Origin of the sequence: Cellulomonas aerilata (assembly GCF_007991755.1) — a bacterium.
In the GTDB taxonomy this organism is placed as follows: domain Bacteria; phylum Actinomycetota; class Actinomycetes; order Actinomycetales; family Cellulomonadaceae; genus Pengzhenrongella; species Pengzhenrongella aerilata.
The window spans coordinates 77,958-92,352 of sequence record NZ_BJYY01000014.1; the positions used below are offsets into that span (position 1 = coordinate 77,958).

Below are 14,395 nucleotides of genomic sequence, written 5' to 3' on the forward strand. Positions count from 1 at the left end.
GGCCCGTGTGCGCGTCGGGACGGGTGAGGGCGTCGGGCGCGGCGCTCACGCGACGGATCCGCGGATCTCGAGCGTGCAGCACTTGGCGCCGCCGCCGCCCTTGAGCAGCTCGCTGGTGTCGACGGCGATCGGCTCGTAGCCGCGCTCGCGCAGCGCCTGGGCGAGGTCCACCGCTCCGGGGGCGACGACGACGTGGTGCCCGTCGCTGACGGCGTTGAGGCCCAGGGCGACGGCGTCGCGCTCGGTGGCGATGACCGCGTCGGGGTACAGGCGCTCGAGCACCCGGCGGGACCCGGGGGAGAAGGCCGGCGGGTAGTAGGCGACCTGGGGGTGCGCGGGGTCGCTGGACAGGACCGCCAGCGCGGTGTCCAGGTGGTAGTAGTGCGGGTCCACGAGCTCGAGGGAGACCACCGGCAGCCCGAACAGCTCCTGCGCCTCGGCGTGCGAGCTGCGGGCGGTGCGGAACCCGGTGCCCGCGAGGATGAGGTCGCCGACGGTGAGCAGGTCCCCCTCGCCCTCGTTGGTCTCGGCGGCGGTGTGCGTGACGTAGCCGCCGTCGGCGAACCACTTCTGGTACGCCGGACCCTCGGCGGCGCGCTCGGGGTACCGGAACCGGGCGGAGTAGACGACGCCGTCCACCACGGTGGCGCCGTTCGCCGCGTAGACCATGTCCGGCAGGCCGGGGACGGGGTCGATGAGCTCGACGGTGTGCCCCAGCTCGAGGTAGGTGTCGCGCAGCACGCGCCACTGCCGGACGGCCAGCTCGCTGTCCGTGAACCGGGTGGCGTCCATCCACGGGTTGATCTCGTAGCTCACCGTGTAGTGGGTCGGCTCGCACATGAGGTAGTGGCGACGGGTCGCGGCGGTCATCGGTCCTCCGGGGGCGTACGGGATCGGTCGCCGCGTCGTCGTGGCTCGGTCCTCAGCGTAGGCGGGGGCCACGCGGCTGACCGCGTCGTGTCGTTGCACGCCGACCCGCGATCCGTTGCGTGGCGGCACGCATCGGCGGCGATCCGTTGCATCCGCGTTGAGGGACGCGTCCGGGTCGGTCAGGTGCCGGGGTGGGCGTCCCCAGCGGGGTGGTGCCCGTGCCGCGCGCGGTCCCGGTCCGCGGCGTCGTGGAGCGACTCGAAGGTGACGAGGGCGACGACCACCGCGGTCAGCAGGGCGAGCGTCGCCAGCGCGGGCAGCGCGGCCCCGAGCCAGGCGAGCGGGAGCAGGGCCAGGGCCACGAGCAGGCGGGGCACGGCGAGCCCGCCGCCGGTGCGCAGGCCGAAGCCCACGTGCGCGAGCAGGTAGAGCACGACGCCGCCGACCAGGGCCAGCAGCGCGATTCCGCCGAGCGGGTCGGACAGGGTGTGGTGCTCGGTGTCTCCGACGTACTCGAGGACCTTCTTCAGGCCCAGGGCCAGCAGGACGATCCCGGCCACCATCGGCAGGTGCAGGAAGCTGTAGGCGTCGCGGGCCAGCCCGGCACGCCGGGGACCTCCGGCCGCGGCCAGGGCGTGCTCGGCGACCAGCGCGGAGACGTCGAAGTACGCCCACCACAGCGCCCCGGCCAGGGCCAGCCCGAGGGTCGAGGCGGCGATGATCGGCGTCGAGATCGGCAGCTGCGCGACGCCGACGCCGATCGCGACGATGGACTCGCCCAGCGCGACGATGACGATGAGCCCGTGGCGCTCGGCGAAGTGGGCCGCCGAGCGCACCCGCCAGCCGGCCGCCCCGCCGAGGTAGGTGCCGAGGTAGTCGGCGACCAGGGCCGCGACCCACAGCCCGAGCTGCGTCGCGCCGCTGGTCGCCGCGGCCGCGAGCAGCAGGGCGGTGCCGGCGACCATGGACGGGGCGAAGCGCTTGAGCTGTCCGCGCAGCTCGGGGTCGTCTCCGGACCACGCCCAGAACAGCAGCAGGTGCAGGGCGCGGATCGCGAAGTAGCACAGGGCCACCACGACGGGGCCGGACAGCCCGCCGGCGGCGTCGTCGAAGGCCTCCGGGATGCACAGCGCCAGGACGAACATGGCCGCCATCGCGGCGAACATGCCCACCCGGGCGACGCCCTCGTCGGCGCGGACGAGGTTCGCGAGCCAGGCGTAGCCCGTCCAGCACCACCACAGCAGCGCGATGACCAGCACCCCGCGGAGGAGGCCCTGCGGGCTGAGCGCGTCCGCCATGGTCGCGGTGATCTGCGTCAGCGCGAACACGAAGACCAGGTCGAAGAACAGCTCCAGCGTGGTGACCGATCCGCGCTCGGGCATGGCCTGCGCCCGGCCCGGGACCCCGCGCCGGGGCCGGGCGCCGCCGGCCGGCCCGCCGTCGCTGCCGGGGGCGGTGCGGCCGAAGCTGCCGCGGGCGGTGCTGCCGGTGCTGTCGGTGCCCGCGGGGTCCGCGGGGTGGTCGTGCTGCGGGCGGACGCCGGGGGCGCTCACGAGGGACTCCTGTGCTGGTCGTGCGGCACGACGGCCGGGTCAGACGGGACGGCGGGCGGCCTCGCGGACCACACGGTGCAGCGCCAGTCGCAGCATGACGGCGAGGGCCGGCGCCAGGACGGCGGCGGTGAGGGCGCGCGGGAGCGGTCCGGCCAGGTGCACGTCCTCGGTCCAGGTGACCGCCGCGCGTCCCCCGTCCACGCCGGCGACGTGGATCCCGGCGCTGCCGCGCAGGACCGGGCCGAGCTTGGTGAACACCGCCGTCCCGGGCCGTCCGGGTGCGGGCGGGTCCAGGACGTCGACGCGCATGGTGTCGAGCAGGCCGGGGACGCCGCGCTCCTGGAACGGCCCGGACACCGCCCGGACGCGCGAGCCGACCGCGATCGGCAGCCCCTCCACGGTGATCCGGGTGAGCGGGACCCAGCGCTGGTGGTTGCGGGCGTCGACCACCAGGTCCCAGGCGGCGTCGGCGGGCAGGTCGACCACCCGGGTCACGGCCACGGTGCGGGTCATCGGTGCTCCTCGGTACGGGTACGGGTGCGGGCGTGGAACGCGACGATCGCCCACGTCCGGGACGTCGGCCGGCCCCACTGCTCCGCCGCGCCGGACGCGGGGAACCGGGAGGCGCGCCCGCGCAGCCGGACGGGCACCGGGTCGGCGTCGTCGTACCGGCGGGGGTGCGCCATGGCGTCCCTCCGAGCGCGCGGACTGGTCCGGCGGGCGCCGGGCCTCCACGGTAGCGTCCGGCCCCATGGAGACACGGGTTCTGGGACGGACGGGACGTCAGGTCGGCGTCGTCGGGCTGGGGTTGTGGCAGCTGGGCGGTGACTGGGGCGAGGTGGCCGACGACGACGCGTTCGCGCTGCTCGACGCGGCCGTGGAGTCGGGGGTGACGTTCCTCGACACGGCGGACGTCTACGGCGACGGGCGCAGCGAGAGCCTGCTCGGGCGGTTCCTCGCCCAGCGGTCGGGCGGTCCGCAGCTGACGGTCGCGACGAAGATGGGACGCCGCGCGAACCCCCACGTCGCCGACGCGTACACGCTGGACGCGTTCCGCGGCTGGACCGACCGCTCCCGCGCGAACCTCGGAGTCGACACCCTCGACCTGGTGCAGCTGCACTGCCCGCCGACCGAGGTCTACTCGCGCGACGAGACCTACGACGCGCTGGACACCCTGGTCCAGGAGGGCCGCGTCGCGGCGTACGGCGTCTCGGTGGAGACGGTCGACGAGGCGCTGACCGCGATCGCCCGGCCGAACGTCGCGAGCGTCCAGATCATCCTCAACGTGTTCCGCCGCAAGCCGCTCGAGCGGGTGCTGCCCGCGGCCGCCGAGGCCGGCGTGGGGATCATCGCGCGGGTCCCGCTGGCCAGCGGGCTGCTGTCCGGCAAGTACGACGCCAGCACGACGTTCGCCGAGAGCGACCACCGCACCTACAACCGCAACGGCGAGGCCTTCGACGTCGGCGAGACGTTCTCCGGCGTGCCGTACGACGTCGGCGTCGACGCGGCGCAGCGGGTGGCGTCGTACACCCCGCAGGGCGCGACGACGGCGCAGCTGGCCCTGCGCTGGATCGTGGACCAGCCGGGTGTCAGCACCGTCATCCCCGGGGCCCGCAACGCCGAGCAGGCGCGGGCCAACGCGGCAGCGGCCGACCTGGCGCCGCTGGACGAGACGACGCTGGAGGGGCTGCGCGGCGTGTACGACGACGCCGTCCGACCGCACGTGCACGACCGCTGGTGAGCGCTGCTCGGTCCTGACCTGAGGACGGCCGGGTCCCCGCCTCGCGGGCGGGGACCCGGCCGTCGGTGCGTCGGCCGGAGAGCGGCGCAGGTGCGGGCCGTCAGACGGTCGGCGTCCCGTTCGTCCCGGAGCCGTCCAGGGTGCTGTCCACCTGCTCGGCCCCGACGAGCCGGCTCGTGCCGCCCGGCTCGACCACCTGGACCACGCGCGGGAACTCCCGCGGCGGCGGGCCGAACGTGGCGCGTGCGCCCTCGATCACGGTCCGGCCGAGCGACCGGGCGCCCCGCAGGCCGATCCACGCCCCGACCCCGAACGGCACGAGCCGCCCGAACACCAGGGCGCCGCGCTTGGCGACCTGTCTGCGCACCAGCCGGCGGGTCAGGGTGCCGTTGACGGCGTTGATCGTGGTCGTCGGCATGCGGGTCAGCAGCGTCCGGGCGGCCGCGCCGGACCCGCTCTGGATCGCCTCGCCGAGCTCCCTGGCCCCGTCCTCGCCCAGGACGGTGGTCAGCAGCAGGGTGCGCCGGCGGTCGGCGTCCTGCACCTCGATGCCGTGCACGCTGGCCACGGCCAGCGAGAACGCCCCGGAGGCGGCGAAGAACGCGGCGATGTCGCCCGCGGTCAGCCCGACCGCCACCCCGGTGCCGCCGACCGGCACGGACGCGGCCGCGCCGACCGCGCCGCCGGCGGCGGAGACGACCCGCAGGTACTCCTTCTCCAGCAGCCCGATGATCTGCTCGGGGGAGGCGTGCGGGTTGCGGGTGCGCAGGGTCTGCACGTGCGCGTGGATCGCGCTGGACGGCACCGTGACGGCTCGGTCGAGGAGGGCCTCGAGCGGTCCCCGCCTGCTCAGGTGCGGGCCCTCGGGCTCCGGCCCGGCGGTGGTGACGTCGTCGGGCGTCCGGCGGGACAGCTCGCGGTCGGACGGGCGCTTGCGGCGCAGGGACGGCACGAGCCTCACCCCTCTCCCTCGATGGTCAGCTCCACGGTGGCACCGTTCGTGAGGGTGCGCGCGACGGTGCAGTGGGACTCGATCGCCCGGTTGACGACCGTGAGCAGCCGGGCCTTCGCGGTGTCGTCGAGGCCGGACAGGTCGACGACCATCTCCTCGCGCAGGTGCTCGTAGCGGTCCTCCGCGGGGTCGGACTGGCCGGAGACGCGCACCACGACGGCGACGTCGTCCCCCAGGCGGCGGGCCAGGGCCGCGTCGGCCGTCATGCCGCTGCACCCCGCGAGCGCGATCTTCAGCAGCTCCCCGGGCGTGAAGACCGCACCGGCCTCGGCCGGTCCGATGAGGACCTCCGCGCCGCGCGAGCTGCGGCCCGTGTACGTCCGGGTCCCGGTCCGCTCGACCCAGAGCTGCGCCGGCGCCGCTCCTTCGGCGGACGGTGACTCCGGACCTGGCGCGGCAACGGCTACGGTCTCCGTGACCGTTCCGTGATCAGTCGTCATCCGGCTGACTATGCCACGGGGCCACGGTCGTGGCAGGGCGCCCGTACCCGTCGGTTCCGGGCGCCGCCGTACGTGCACGGGAGGGGGCGGGCGTGCCGGGTGTGACCGATCTGCCACCGTGACCGGAAACAGTCACAGCCCGCCTCGCGGTTGTCACAGGACAGACGCGACGCATCGGACATTTCCGCTCAGCTCGTCGGTGCCCGTACCGATCAGTCCCTCGTCGCACTGATGACGCCCGCTGCTCTCCGCCGCCCTCCCGAAGGTTGACGACATGACGCTCCTGAACCGCGGACCGCTGCTCGACGGCGCACCCGACCTCGCCCCGGTGCCGTCCGCCCCGGCGCGCGTCCGGGCGGCCGGCGAGGACAGCAGCGGTCCGGGGACGGCCGTGACGACGGAGCCGTCCGAGACGCTCGGGACGCCCGACGGCGCGCCTCGCGGCCTGCACCGCTCGCGCATGGTCGGCGCCGCCGCCGCCGCGGTCCTCACGCTCGCCCTCGGCGCCGGCACCGCGGTCGCCGCGAACGCCCAGCAGGACGCCCGCGCGGCGGCGGCTGCTGCGGCTGCCGCCCGGATCGCGGACGCACGTGCCGCCGCCAGGATCGAGCTGGAGGAGCACCAGGCCGCGAACCGGGCCGCCCGCGCGGAGGCCGACCGGCAGCGCGTGCTCGCCGAGCGCTCCGCCGCCGTGGCCGCCGGGACCGCTGTGCTCGACGGCGCCCGCGGCGTGCTCGCCGCGTCGCCGCAGGCCGCTCCCGAGCTGCGCACCGCCCTGCAGGTCGCGATCGACACCGCGGCGCCCGTCCTGGCGACCGTGCCGGCGCCGGCGGTCACCGCCTCGCAGGCCGCGGTCGAGCCCGTCGCCGCGCCGCAGCAGGCCGTCGTCGACTCGCAGGCGGCCTGGCAGGCTGCCGAGGACGCGCGGATCGCCGCCGAGGCCGCGGCCGCCGCGCAGGCCGCCGCCGAGGCGCAGGCTGCCGCCGAGCGCGCGGCCGCCGAGGCCCGGGCGTCACAGCCCGCGTCCCGGTCCGCCGCCAAGACCGCCGCGCCGTCGACCCGCCGTACCGCGGCCCCCGCTCCCGCGGGCGGTGGTGCCGCCGCACCGTCGGGCGGCGGTGGCGCGGCGCCCGCGACCGGCGGTGGAGCGGCCGCGGCGCCCGAGCCGGCTGCCGAGGCCCCGGCGAGCAGCGTCCCGGAGTTCAGCGCCGGCGCACTCGGTGAGGCCATCAACGCCTACCGCGCCGGCCACGGCCTGCCGGCCCTGAGCATCTCCCGCTCCGGCTCGCTCGTGGCGCACGCCTCGGCGATGGCGCAGGCCGGCAGCATCTGGCACAGCGGCGGCGACAAGATCGTCGGGTACACGATGCCCGGCACCGCGTCGCGGCTGGTCAGCGCGTGGGCCGCGTCCCCGGCGCACAACGAGTGGATGCTGCGCAGCGACAGGTCGTCGATGCAGATCGGCGCGGTGGTCCTCGGCAACAAGCTCTACGGGGCGGTCAACTTCAGCTGAGGGCGCCCGCGGCGTCGACCGCGGGTCCGCGGGCCGGTCCCGATCACGCCCGCAGGTGCTCGGCGAGGAAGGCGACCGCCGCGCGCAACGGCGGCACGGGGTCGGCGCCGACGAAGCAGTGCTCACCGCCCCGGACCAGCTCCAGGCGCACGGTGGCGCCGGCCTCCTCGAGCGCCGTCGCCAGCCGGCGGCTGTGCGCCGGCGGGACGAGCGTGTCCGCGTCGCCGTGCAGCAGCAGCATGGGCGGGGCGCCCGCCCAGGCGTGTCGGACCGGTGACGCCGCGGCGGCCGCGTCCAGCGCGTCCCGGACCGGGTGGCCCAGCAGCAGGTCCTCCGGTGCCGGTCCGCCGGCGGGGTCGCCGTCGAACGCGAGCAGATCGGTGACCGGGTACATCGGCACCGCCGCCTGGACTGCGCTGCTGGGCCCGACGACGCTGCGGTGGGTCGCCGGGACCGGCGTGTGCCCGGTCAGCGCGACCATCGCCGCGAGGTGACCGCCGGCCGACTCCCCGCTGACGCCGATCCGCTGCGGGTCGATGCCCAGGGCCGGTGCGTGGTGGCGCAGGAACCGGATGGCCGCCTGGGCGTCGGCGAGCTGCGCGGGGTAGGGCGCCTCCCCCGACAGCCGGTAGTCGATCGTCGCGACCGCCATCCCGGCGCCGGTGAGCAGGCGGAACCAGAAGTCGTCCCCGTTCCAGCCGCCCGGCGGGAAGCGGCGGTCGCCCTCCCACCACGCACCGCCGTGGATCCACACGACGCAGGGAACCCGTGCGTCCCCGCCCGCGGACGCCGGCAGGTGCACGTCCATGAGCAGCGGGCGGTAGCCGAGCGGCCTGGCGTAGGTGACCGCGTGCCGGACGAGCCGGTCGTCCGTGCGCCGCGGCTCGGGGAGCTCCGGGAGCTCCGGGACGACCGTGCTCGGGTGCACGACGGTCGTGCCCGGGCGGGCGTGGGCGGAGGCGTCCGGGATCGAGGTCACAGGGGCTCCCTGTCGGGGTCCGTGGTGGGCGGGGGCGTGGCGTCGCTGCGGTGCACTCTGCTCCGTGGCGTCCACGGTGCGCCAGCGGCCGTCCGCGGCGTGGCGGCGATCCGCGGCGCACGCGACCGGCTGCCGGAGCCGGTCCCGGTACCCTGGCCCCACGCCCTGGTAGCTCAGTGGATAGAGCAACCGCCTCCTAAGCGGTAGGTCAGCAGTTCGAGTCTGCTCCAGGGCACCGCCGCGTCCCGTCACCGCTGGGCCTCACCGTGGCCCCCGTCACCGCTGCCTCACGTACCGGGGCGCCCCGTCACCGGGGCGTCGCGTCGTAGGTGTGCCCGGCGGCGCGCAGCCGGTCGACGAGCACGTCGCCGATCCCCGTGGCGGGCGTCAGCGAGCCGGCCCGGTCGGGCAGCCGGTCGGCGTCGACCGCCAGCGCCAGCGCCGACTCGCCGAGCATGACCGCGGTGGCGGCGTACCCCGGGTCCCCGCGACCGGCGGCGACGGCCCCGTACCGCCGTCCCGCCGCCGTCGTCGCGCGGACCTCCATGCGGAACCAGCCGCGGCGACGGGTCGCCTCGTCCGGACCGGTGCCGGGCGCGGGCAGGAGCCGGTCGAGCAGGGCCCGGGTCGCTGGCAGGGCGAACGCCGCGGCGCCGACGCCCAGCCCGGCGGTCACCCCCACCGCCCGCGTCGCGCCGGCGGCGCCCGGGCCGGCGTCCAGGACCTCCCCGTACCGCAGGCCGCGCCCGTAGGCCCAGCCCTGCAGGGCGTTGGACCGCCGCACGACCCGCGAGTTGACCGAGGCCATCGGGAACGGTGCCACCCACCGCCCGTCGCTCAGCCGCCCGGGCCGTGGGGCGTCCGGCGGCTGCGCCGTGGCCGGCTCGGCCGCGCGGTCGGGGCTCAGGGCGAACGGGTCGGCCAGCAGCCGCCGCGCGGACGGGTCGCGCGAGGCGAGCTCGACGACCTCCCGCATCGTCGCGAGGGTCCCGCCGCTCACGCCGCCCCGACCGTGGACGACCAGCAGGACGTCGCGGAGCGGACCGGCGTCGTCGTCCTCGACCCGGCGGTGCAGGGTGAGGACGGCGAGGTCGGACGGGACGGAGTCGTAGCCGCAGCCGTGGACCAGCCGTGCCCCGGAGGCCCGCCCCACGGCGTCGAACCGGTCGATGGCCTGCCGGACGAACGGCACCTCGCCGGTGAGGTCCGCGTAGTGGGTCCCTGCCCGCGCGCAGGCATCCACGACCGGCAGACCGTGGCGCAGGTACGGGCCGACCGTGCTCGCCACGACGCGTGCGCTGCCGGCCATCGCCGCGAGCGACCGCGCGTCCGAGGCGTCCGCGGTCAGGACCGGCCACCCCCGCGCTGCGCCCGGGAGGGCGTCGCGCACCCGCTCCACCCCCGTCCGTGACCGTCCCGCGAGCGCCACCCGGGTTCCCTGCGGGGCGTGCCGGGCGAGGTGCTCGGCCACCAGCCGCCCGACGAAGCCGGTGGCCCCGAAGACGACGACGTCGTGGTCGCGGGTGCCGGTGCTCATCGGGCGATGCTCGCCGTGCCGCGTGGACGCCGCAACCGGCGTCCGGCGTGCGCCGGGCGCCGGTGCTACCTGCCGTGCGGGTCCGACGCGTTGAGCGCCGCGACGACGCGGGGGTAGTCGCCGCGCGCCTCGCCGTAGCGCAGGAACCTCACCCGCTCGACCAGCACCTCGTCGGCGTCGGGCCGGTCCCGCAGGAGGCCGATCACCTCGTCGACGAACGCGGCCAGCGGCAGGGCGTCGGCATTGGTCGCGTGACCGGGCAGGAGATCGGTCCGCACGCTGGGCGGCACGAGCTCGACCACGCGGACGGAGGTGTCCGCGAGCTGCAGCCGCAGGCTCTCGCTGAGCATGTGGATCGCGGCCTTGCTGGCGTTGTAGCTCGGCGTGACCCGCAGGGGCGCGAACGCGAGGCCGGACGAGACGGTCATGATCGTCGCCGTCGGACGCGACCGCAGGTGCTCGACGAAGGCCGCGATGAGGCGCACGGGTCCCAGCAGGTTCGTCGTGACGACCTCCTCGGCGCTGGCCAGGAACCCCTCGGGACGGTGCCAGTCCTCGACCCGCATGACGCCGGCCATGGTCACCAGGGTGTCCAGGCCCGGCCATCGGGCGATCACCTCGGCCGCGGCGGCCCGGATGCTCGCGGGGTCGCTCGTGTCGATGCGCACGGTGCCGAGGCCCGGGTGCTCCGAGGCGATCTGCTCGAGCAGCTCGGTGCGGCGGCCGCCGACGACGACGGTGCTGCCGGCGTCGTGCAGCGCGAGCGCCAGGGCCAGGCCGATGCCGCTCGTGGCGCCGGGGATGAAGACGGTGCTGTCGGTGATGTCCATGCGTCCACCGTGGCGGGTGCGCCGCCCGGGCGTGAGCGGACCGTCGATCGGGGGATCGGCAGTCCCTGGCTGCGCGCACCGGGTCCGGTGGCCCGGTGGTCCGGCGACCGGCGACGATGGTCCGGTGGACCGCCCCGCGCTCGCCGACTTCCTCCGCCGCCGCCGCGAGTCCCTGCGCCCCGAGGACGTCGGGCTCCCGGCGGGCGCCCGCCGCCGCGCGCCCGGCCTGCGCCGCGAGGAGGTCGCGGGCCTCGCCGCGATGTCGACCGACTACCTCACGCGCCTCGAGCAGCGGCGCGGCCCCCAGCCGAGCGAGCCCCTGCTCGCCTCCCTCGCCCGGGCCCTGCGGCTGAGCGGGGACGAGCGCGACCACCTCTTCCGGCTCGCCGGCCGCAACCCGCCCGGTCCGGACGCGGGCAGCGGGTTCGTCGCCCCGGCGCTGCAGCGGGTCCTGGACCGGCTCGACGACACCCCGGCGCTCGTCCTGTCCTGGCTGGGGGAGACCCTCGTGATGAACCGCATGGCCGTCGCGCTGCTCGGGGAGCGGTCGGGTCTGCGCGGCCTGGCCCGGAGCGAGGTCTACCGGTGGTTCACGGAGCCCGACGCCGCCCGCCGCCTGTACCCGCAGGAGGACCGGGACCGGCAGTCGCGCGCGCAGGTGGCGTCGCTGCGGGTCGCCTACGGCGTGCTGGGACCGCGGTCGCGGGCCGGGGAGATCGTGCACGCGCTGCAGCGCGAGAGCCCCGAGTTCGCCGAGCTGTGGCGCCGCCACGAGGTGGCTCGGCGGTTCGAGGACCACAAGGTGCTGCTCCACCCGCAGGTCGGCGCCCTCGAGCTCGACTGCCAGGCGCTCTTCACCGAGGACCAGTCGCAGTGCCTCCTGGTCCTCACCGCGCCGCCGCGGAGCGAGTCGGCCGAGAAGCTCGCGCTGCTCGGGGTGATCGGCACCCAGGAGCTGCAGCCGGACGCACCGGCATCACCGGTCCGGACGTCGCCCACCGGCGTCGCCGGCGAGGCCTGACGCGACGCGGGGCGGACCGGCGTCGTCTCAGACCTCGGCACGCCCGTCCTCGACGCCGCGGATCCACGCCGTCGGGTCCGCCGAGCGGCGCAGGTCCGACCCGCTGATGATCCAGGTCGCCCCGTGCGCGACGCACCGGTGCGCGAGCTCGCGTGTGACGCCGCCGTCGACACCGAGCAGCGGACGGCCGCGCAGGGCGGACAGGCGCTCGAGGGTCGCGGGCAGGAACGGCTCCCCCGCCCGGCCCGGCGTGATGGACATCAGCAGGACCCCGACGCCGGCATCGAGGTCGGCCACCGCGTCGACCGGCGTCCCGGGGCTCACCGCGACGGCGGCGCGCCGGCCCCGGGTGCGGATGCGCTCCACGGCCTCCTGCCACCGGTCGGCCTCGGCGTGCACCACGACGGTGCTGCACACGTCGGTCCACCCGTCGACGACGCCGACCGGGTCGGTGACCATGAGGTGCGCCTCGCCGGGGAGGCCGGTCGAGGCCGTCAGCCGGGCGACGTCGTCGGGCGTGAAGCCACCGTCCGCGGCGAACCGCCCGTCGGCGACGTCCCAGTGCCACCGCTGCAGACCCGCGGCCGCCAGGCGCCGGGCCTCGGGCTCGAGCTGCTCGCGCGGCACGGACCACAGCGACGCCGCCACGGTGGCCCCAGGGGTGCGGAGGACGTCCTGCCGGGACGCCCCGCCGTCGGTCATGCGGTCCCTCGCTCGGCCACGGCCGGGTCGACCCCGTCCAGGCTCAGGACCGCCTCGGCCAGGGCCCGGTCGGTCACGAGCTCGGTGCACAGCCCGGCCCGGGCGATGGCCGTCACCGCCCGGGCCTTGTCGGCCCCTGCAGCGGCGGCGACGATCCGCGGGGTGCGCCGGAGCTGGTCCACCCCGATCGAGATGCAGCGGCGGGCGAACTCGGGGGAGACGACCTCGCCCGTGTCCGACACGAGGATGGCGGCGACCTCCGCGCGGACGCCGGCCTCGTGCATCGCCTGCCGGTCCTCCTGCGACAGAGCGGTGAGGAGCTGGGAGTTGGGCGGGTCCCACGAGCCCACGGCGACCACCGCCGTGGTCAGGTGGTCGAACATCCGCAGGGCCCCCGCGACGTCGGTCTGCCGCCTCAGGGCGTCCGCCGTCCGCGGGTCGTCGAGGACGAGCGGCGCGAAGATCGGCTGGGCCGATCCCCCGGACCTCAGCGCCACCCGGCGCACGACCTCGACGGGCGAGGCCTCCAGGTCGGTGCCGAGGGCCCCGGTGAGCTGGACGACGTCGACCCGGGGGAGCGGCGGCATGGAGTGGCTCATGCCGGTCAGCGTGCGCCCCCAGGCCAGCCCGAGGACCTCGCCCTGGCGCAGGGTGCTCCCGAGCAGGGCCGCGGCGGCCGCCCCGACCTCGTGGCGGACCTCCGCCTGAGCGCCGTGCGCCTCGACCACGACCGCACGCGACAGTCCCAGGTGGGCGGCCAGGGCGTCGGCGAGCTCGGGCACCGGGACCCCGGCGTCGTCGACCGTGATCGTCACGATGCCGAGCTCCCGGGCGCCCTCCAGCAGGCGGGCGACCTTGAACCGCGAGACGCCCAGGGCGTCGGCGGTCTGCATCTTCGACATGTCGTCGACGTAGTAGTGCCGGGCAGCCCGGACCATCAGGGCGCGCTCCTCGCCGCTCGGCGGTACCCCCCGGCGCTCGCTCATGTGAGCACTGTAGCCGCTCATTTCGTTACGCGATCGTGATCCAGGGCTGTTGCCCCGGCGTCGACCCCCGTCCTACGGTCGACACAGATGAGCGTTCTGCTCTGCTCATATGAGCGACGCTGCGAGGAGGCAGAGGCGCATGGCGGCACGGCGACGGATCCCCGAGGAGCTCGGCATCGGTGTGGTGATCGTGCTGGTGGCGCTCGCCTTCAGCGTCATGTCGCCGACCTTCCGCACGCTGGACAACGCGCAGCTGCTGCTGCTCAACGGGGCCGTGATCGCGTTCCTCGCCATGGGGCAGGCCTTCGTCCTGCTGACCGGCGGGATCGACCTGTCCACCGGCTCCAACGTCGCCCTGACCGGGATGGTCGCCGCCCTCGTGATGCGGTCCGGTGCCTCGTGGTGGGTCGCCGCTCTCGCCGCCCTCGCGGTCGGCGCGCTCGTCGGGGTGGTCAACGGTGCGCTCATCCACTACCTCAGGCTGCCCGCGTTCATCGTCACCTTCGCGACCTTCGGCGTAGCCGCGAGCATCCCGCTCATCCTCACCGGCGCGAGCTCGGTGAACGTCGCCGACCCCCTGTTCGCGATCGTCGGCCGCGGCGGCCTGTTCGGCATCCCCATGCCAGTCGTCCTCGTCGCCGTCTTCGCGGTGGTGTTCACCGTGCTGCTCCGGCTCACCGCGACCGGTGTGCACATCTACGCCGTCGGCGGGAACGCCGAGACGTCCCGCCTCTCGGGCATCCCGATCGGCCGGGTGACGATGCTCGTCTACGCGGTGAGCGGCTTCTGCGCCGCGATCGGCGGCCTGATCACGACGAGCCGGCTGATGGTCGGCTACCCCTCGGCCGGGTCCGGCAACGAGCTCTTCTACTCGATCGCCGCAGCCGTGGTCGGCGGCGTCAGCCTGTTCGGCGGCATCGGCTCGCTGCCCGGCGCCCTGCTCGGCGCCGTGCTCATCGCGACGGTGTCCAACGGGATGAACGTCGTCGGGGTGCAGAGCTACTGGCAGCCCCTGGTCATCGGGCTGATCATCCTCGGCGGCGTCATCATCGACACCTACCGCCGCCAGTCGTCCCTGAGCGACCTGCTGCGACGACGCCTGGGTCGCCCCGGTCCCGACGGGGCGGCCGGCACCCCGCCGAGCCCGCCGGGCGCCGCTCCCGCCGGCGAGCCGGCCACCTTGACGCCTCACCCCACGCGGTGAGGGACAC

At 76.0% G+C, this 14,395-nt stretch carries 15 protein-coding genes and 1 tRNA gene; 5 read left to right on the plus strand and 11 right to left on the minus strand.

Annotation, left to right across the window (positions count from 1 at the left end; all coding sequences use genetic code 11):
* Positions 1–45 precede the first annotated feature (45 nt).
* From ddaH to CAE01nite_RS18180, 4 genes are all read right to left on the minus strand, one after another.
* Complete coding sequence (ddaH, locus tag CAE01nite_RS11315; protein WP_146904324.1) at positions 46–870, minus strand: dimethylargininase; 825 nt, start codon at positions 868–870, stop codon at positions 46–48.
* A gap of 179 nt (positions 871–1,049) precedes the next feature.
* On the minus strand, positions 1,050–2,423 hold the full coding sequence (locus CAE01nite_RS11320; protein WP_222595911.1) for a low temperature requirement protein A: 1,374 nt from the start codon (positions 2,421–2,423) through the stop codon (positions 1,050–1,052).
* A 39-nt stretch (positions 2,424–2,462) separates the two neighbouring features.
* Positions 2,463–2,936 (minus strand): SRPBCC family protein, encoded by a 474-nt coding sequence (locus CAE01nite_RS11325; protein ID WP_186816555.1) that lies wholly within the window; start codon positions 2,934–2,936, stop codon positions 2,463–2,465.
* Entirely contained in the window at positions 2,933–3,109 is a 177-nt protein-coding gene (locus tag CAE01nite_RS18180; RefSeq protein ID WP_186816556.1) for a hypothetical protein, read from the minus strand. The genes CAE01nite_RS11325 and CAE01nite_RS18180 overlap by 4 nt, the downstream gene beginning before the upstream one ends.
* A gap of 65 nt (positions 3,110–3,174) precedes the next feature.
* Between CAE01nite_RS18180 and CAE01nite_RS11330 the strand changes: the two genes are divergently transcribed.
* Positions 3,175–4,164, plus strand: a complete 990-nt coding sequence (locus CAE01nite_RS11330) for an aldo/keto reductase (protein ID WP_146904329.1) — start codon at positions 3,175–3,177, stop codon at positions 4,162–4,164.
* A 100-nt stretch (positions 4,165–4,264) separates the two neighbouring features.
* Here the strand turns inward: CAE01nite_RS11330 and CAE01nite_RS18185 are convergent, their stop codons facing one another.
* Positions 4,265–5,125 (minus strand): hypothetical protein, encoded by an 861-nt coding sequence (locus tag CAE01nite_RS18185; RefSeq protein ID WP_186816557.1) that lies wholly within the window; start codon positions 5,123–5,125, stop codon positions 4,265–4,267.
* Positions 5,122–5,616, minus strand: coding sequence for an OsmC family protein (locus CAE01nite_RS11340; protein WP_146904330.1), 495 nt, complete (start codon positions 5,614–5,616; stop codon positions 5,122–5,124). Before CAE01nite_RS11340 ends, CAE01nite_RS18185 begins: the two co-directional genes overlap by 4 nt.
* A gap of 274 nt (positions 5,617–5,890) precedes the next feature.
* On the opposite strand from CAE01nite_RS11340, the gene CAE01nite_RS11345 reads away from it, so the two are divergent.
* Positions 5,891–7,129: a CAP domain-containing protein gene (locus CAE01nite_RS11345; protein ID WP_146904333.1), complete on the plus strand. Its 1,239-nt coding sequence runs from the start codon at positions 5,891–5,893 to the stop codon at positions 7,127–7,129.
* 43 nt (positions 7,130–7,172) lie between these two features.
* On the opposite strand, the gene CAE01nite_RS11350 is transcribed toward CAE01nite_RS11345, so the two are convergent.
* Positions 7,173–8,108, minus strand: coding sequence for an alpha/beta hydrolase (locus CAE01nite_RS11350; RefSeq protein WP_146904336.1), 936 nt, complete (start codon positions 8,106–8,108; stop codon positions 7,173–7,175).
* Between the two features lie 162 nt (positions 8,109–8,270).
* Between CAE01nite_RS11350 and CAE01nite_RS11355 the strand changes: the two genes are divergently transcribed.
* Positions 8,271–8,343 (plus strand) — tRNA-Arg (locus CAE01nite_RS11355).
* Between the two features lie 72 nt (positions 8,344–8,415).
* On the opposite strand, the gene CAE01nite_RS11360 is transcribed toward CAE01nite_RS11355, so the two are convergent.
* Positions 8,416–9,645: a saccharopine dehydrogenase family protein gene (locus CAE01nite_RS11360; RefSeq protein WP_146904339.1), complete on the minus strand. Its 1,230-nt coding sequence runs from the start codon at positions 9,643–9,645 to the stop codon at positions 8,416–8,418.
* A gap of 65 nt (positions 9,646–9,710) precedes the next feature.
* Entirely contained in the window at positions 9,711–10,475 is a 765-nt protein-coding gene (locus CAE01nite_RS11365; RefSeq protein WP_146904342.1) for an SDR family oxidoreductase, read from the minus strand.
* 124 nt (positions 10,476–10,599) lie between these two features.
* Between CAE01nite_RS11365 and CAE01nite_RS11370 the strand changes: the two genes are divergently transcribed.
* Positions 10,600–11,496 carry a helix-turn-helix transcriptional regulator gene (locus tag CAE01nite_RS11370; RefSeq protein WP_146904345.1) on the plus strand — a complete coding sequence of 299 codons (897 nt, stop codon included), beginning with the start codon at positions 10,600–10,602 and terminating at the stop codon, positions 11,494–11,496.
* A 27-nt stretch (positions 11,497–11,523) separates the two neighbouring features.
* Here the strand turns inward: CAE01nite_RS11370 and CAE01nite_RS11375 are convergent, their stop codons facing one another.
* Positions 11,524–12,198, minus strand: a complete 675-nt coding sequence (locus tag CAE01nite_RS11375) for a ribulose-phosphate 3-epimerase (RefSeq protein ID WP_146904347.1) — start codon at positions 12,196–12,198, stop codon at positions 11,524–11,526.
* Positions 12,195–13,184: a sugar-binding transcriptional regulator gene (locus CAE01nite_RS11380; RefSeq protein ID WP_186816558.1), complete on the minus strand. Its 990-nt coding sequence runs from the start codon at positions 13,182–13,184 to the stop codon at positions 12,195–12,197. The genes CAE01nite_RS11375 and CAE01nite_RS11380 overlap by 4 nt, the downstream gene beginning before the upstream one ends.
* Positions 13,185–13,323: 139 nt before the next feature.
* On the opposite strand from CAE01nite_RS11380, the gene CAE01nite_RS11385 reads away from it, so the two are divergent.
* A complete protein-coding gene (locus CAE01nite_RS11385; protein WP_146904352.1) occupies positions 13,324–14,388 on the plus strand; it encodes an ABC transporter permease in 1,065 nt (354 codons plus the stop codon).
* The last annotated feature ends 7 nt before the right edge of the window (positions 14,389–14,395 follow it).

Coding starts and splice junctions, on each gene's coding strand:
- ddaH (WP_146904324.1), bottom strand. CDS start 870: ATGACCGCCGCGACCCGTCGCCACTACCTCATGTGCGAGCCGACCCAC.
- CAE01nite_RS11325 (WP_186816555.1), bottom strand. CDS start 2,936: ATGACCCGCACCGTGGCCGTGACCCGGGTGGTCGACCTGCCCGCCGAC.
- CAE01nite_RS18180 (WP_186816556.1), bottom strand. CDS start 3,109: ATGGCGCACCCCCGCCGGTACGACGACGCCGACCCGGTGCCCGTCCGG.
- CAE01nite_RS11330 (WP_146904329.1), top strand. CDS start 3,175: ATGGAGACACGGGTTCTGGGACGGACGGGACGTCAGGTCGGCGTCGTC.
- CAE01nite_RS11340 (WP_146904330.1), bottom strand. CDS start 5,616: ATGACGACTGATCACGGAACGGTCACGGAGACCGTAGCCGTTGCCGCG.
- CAE01nite_RS11345 (WP_146904333.1), top strand. CDS start 5,891: ATGACGCTCCTGAACCGCGGACCGCTGCTCGACGGCGCACCCGACCTC.
- CAE01nite_RS11360 (WP_146904339.1), bottom strand. CDS start 9,645: ATGAGCACCGGCACCCGCGACCACGACGTCGTCGTCTTCGGGGCCACC.
- CAE01nite_RS11365 (WP_146904342.1), bottom strand. CDS start 10,475: ATGGACATCACCGACAGCACCGTCTTCATCCCCGGCGCCACGAGCGGC.
- CAE01nite_RS11375 (WP_146904347.1), bottom strand. CDS start 12,198: ATGACCGACGGCGGGGCGTCCCGGCAGGACGTCCTCCGCACCCCTGGG.
- CAE01nite_RS11380 (WP_186816558.1), bottom strand. CDS start 13,184: ATGAGCGAGCGCCGGGGGGTACCGCCGAGCGGCGAGGAGCGCGCCCTG.
- CAE01nite_RS11385 (WP_146904352.1), top strand. CDS start 13,324: ATGGCGGCACGGCGACGGATCCCCGAGGAGCTCGGCATCGGTGTGGTG.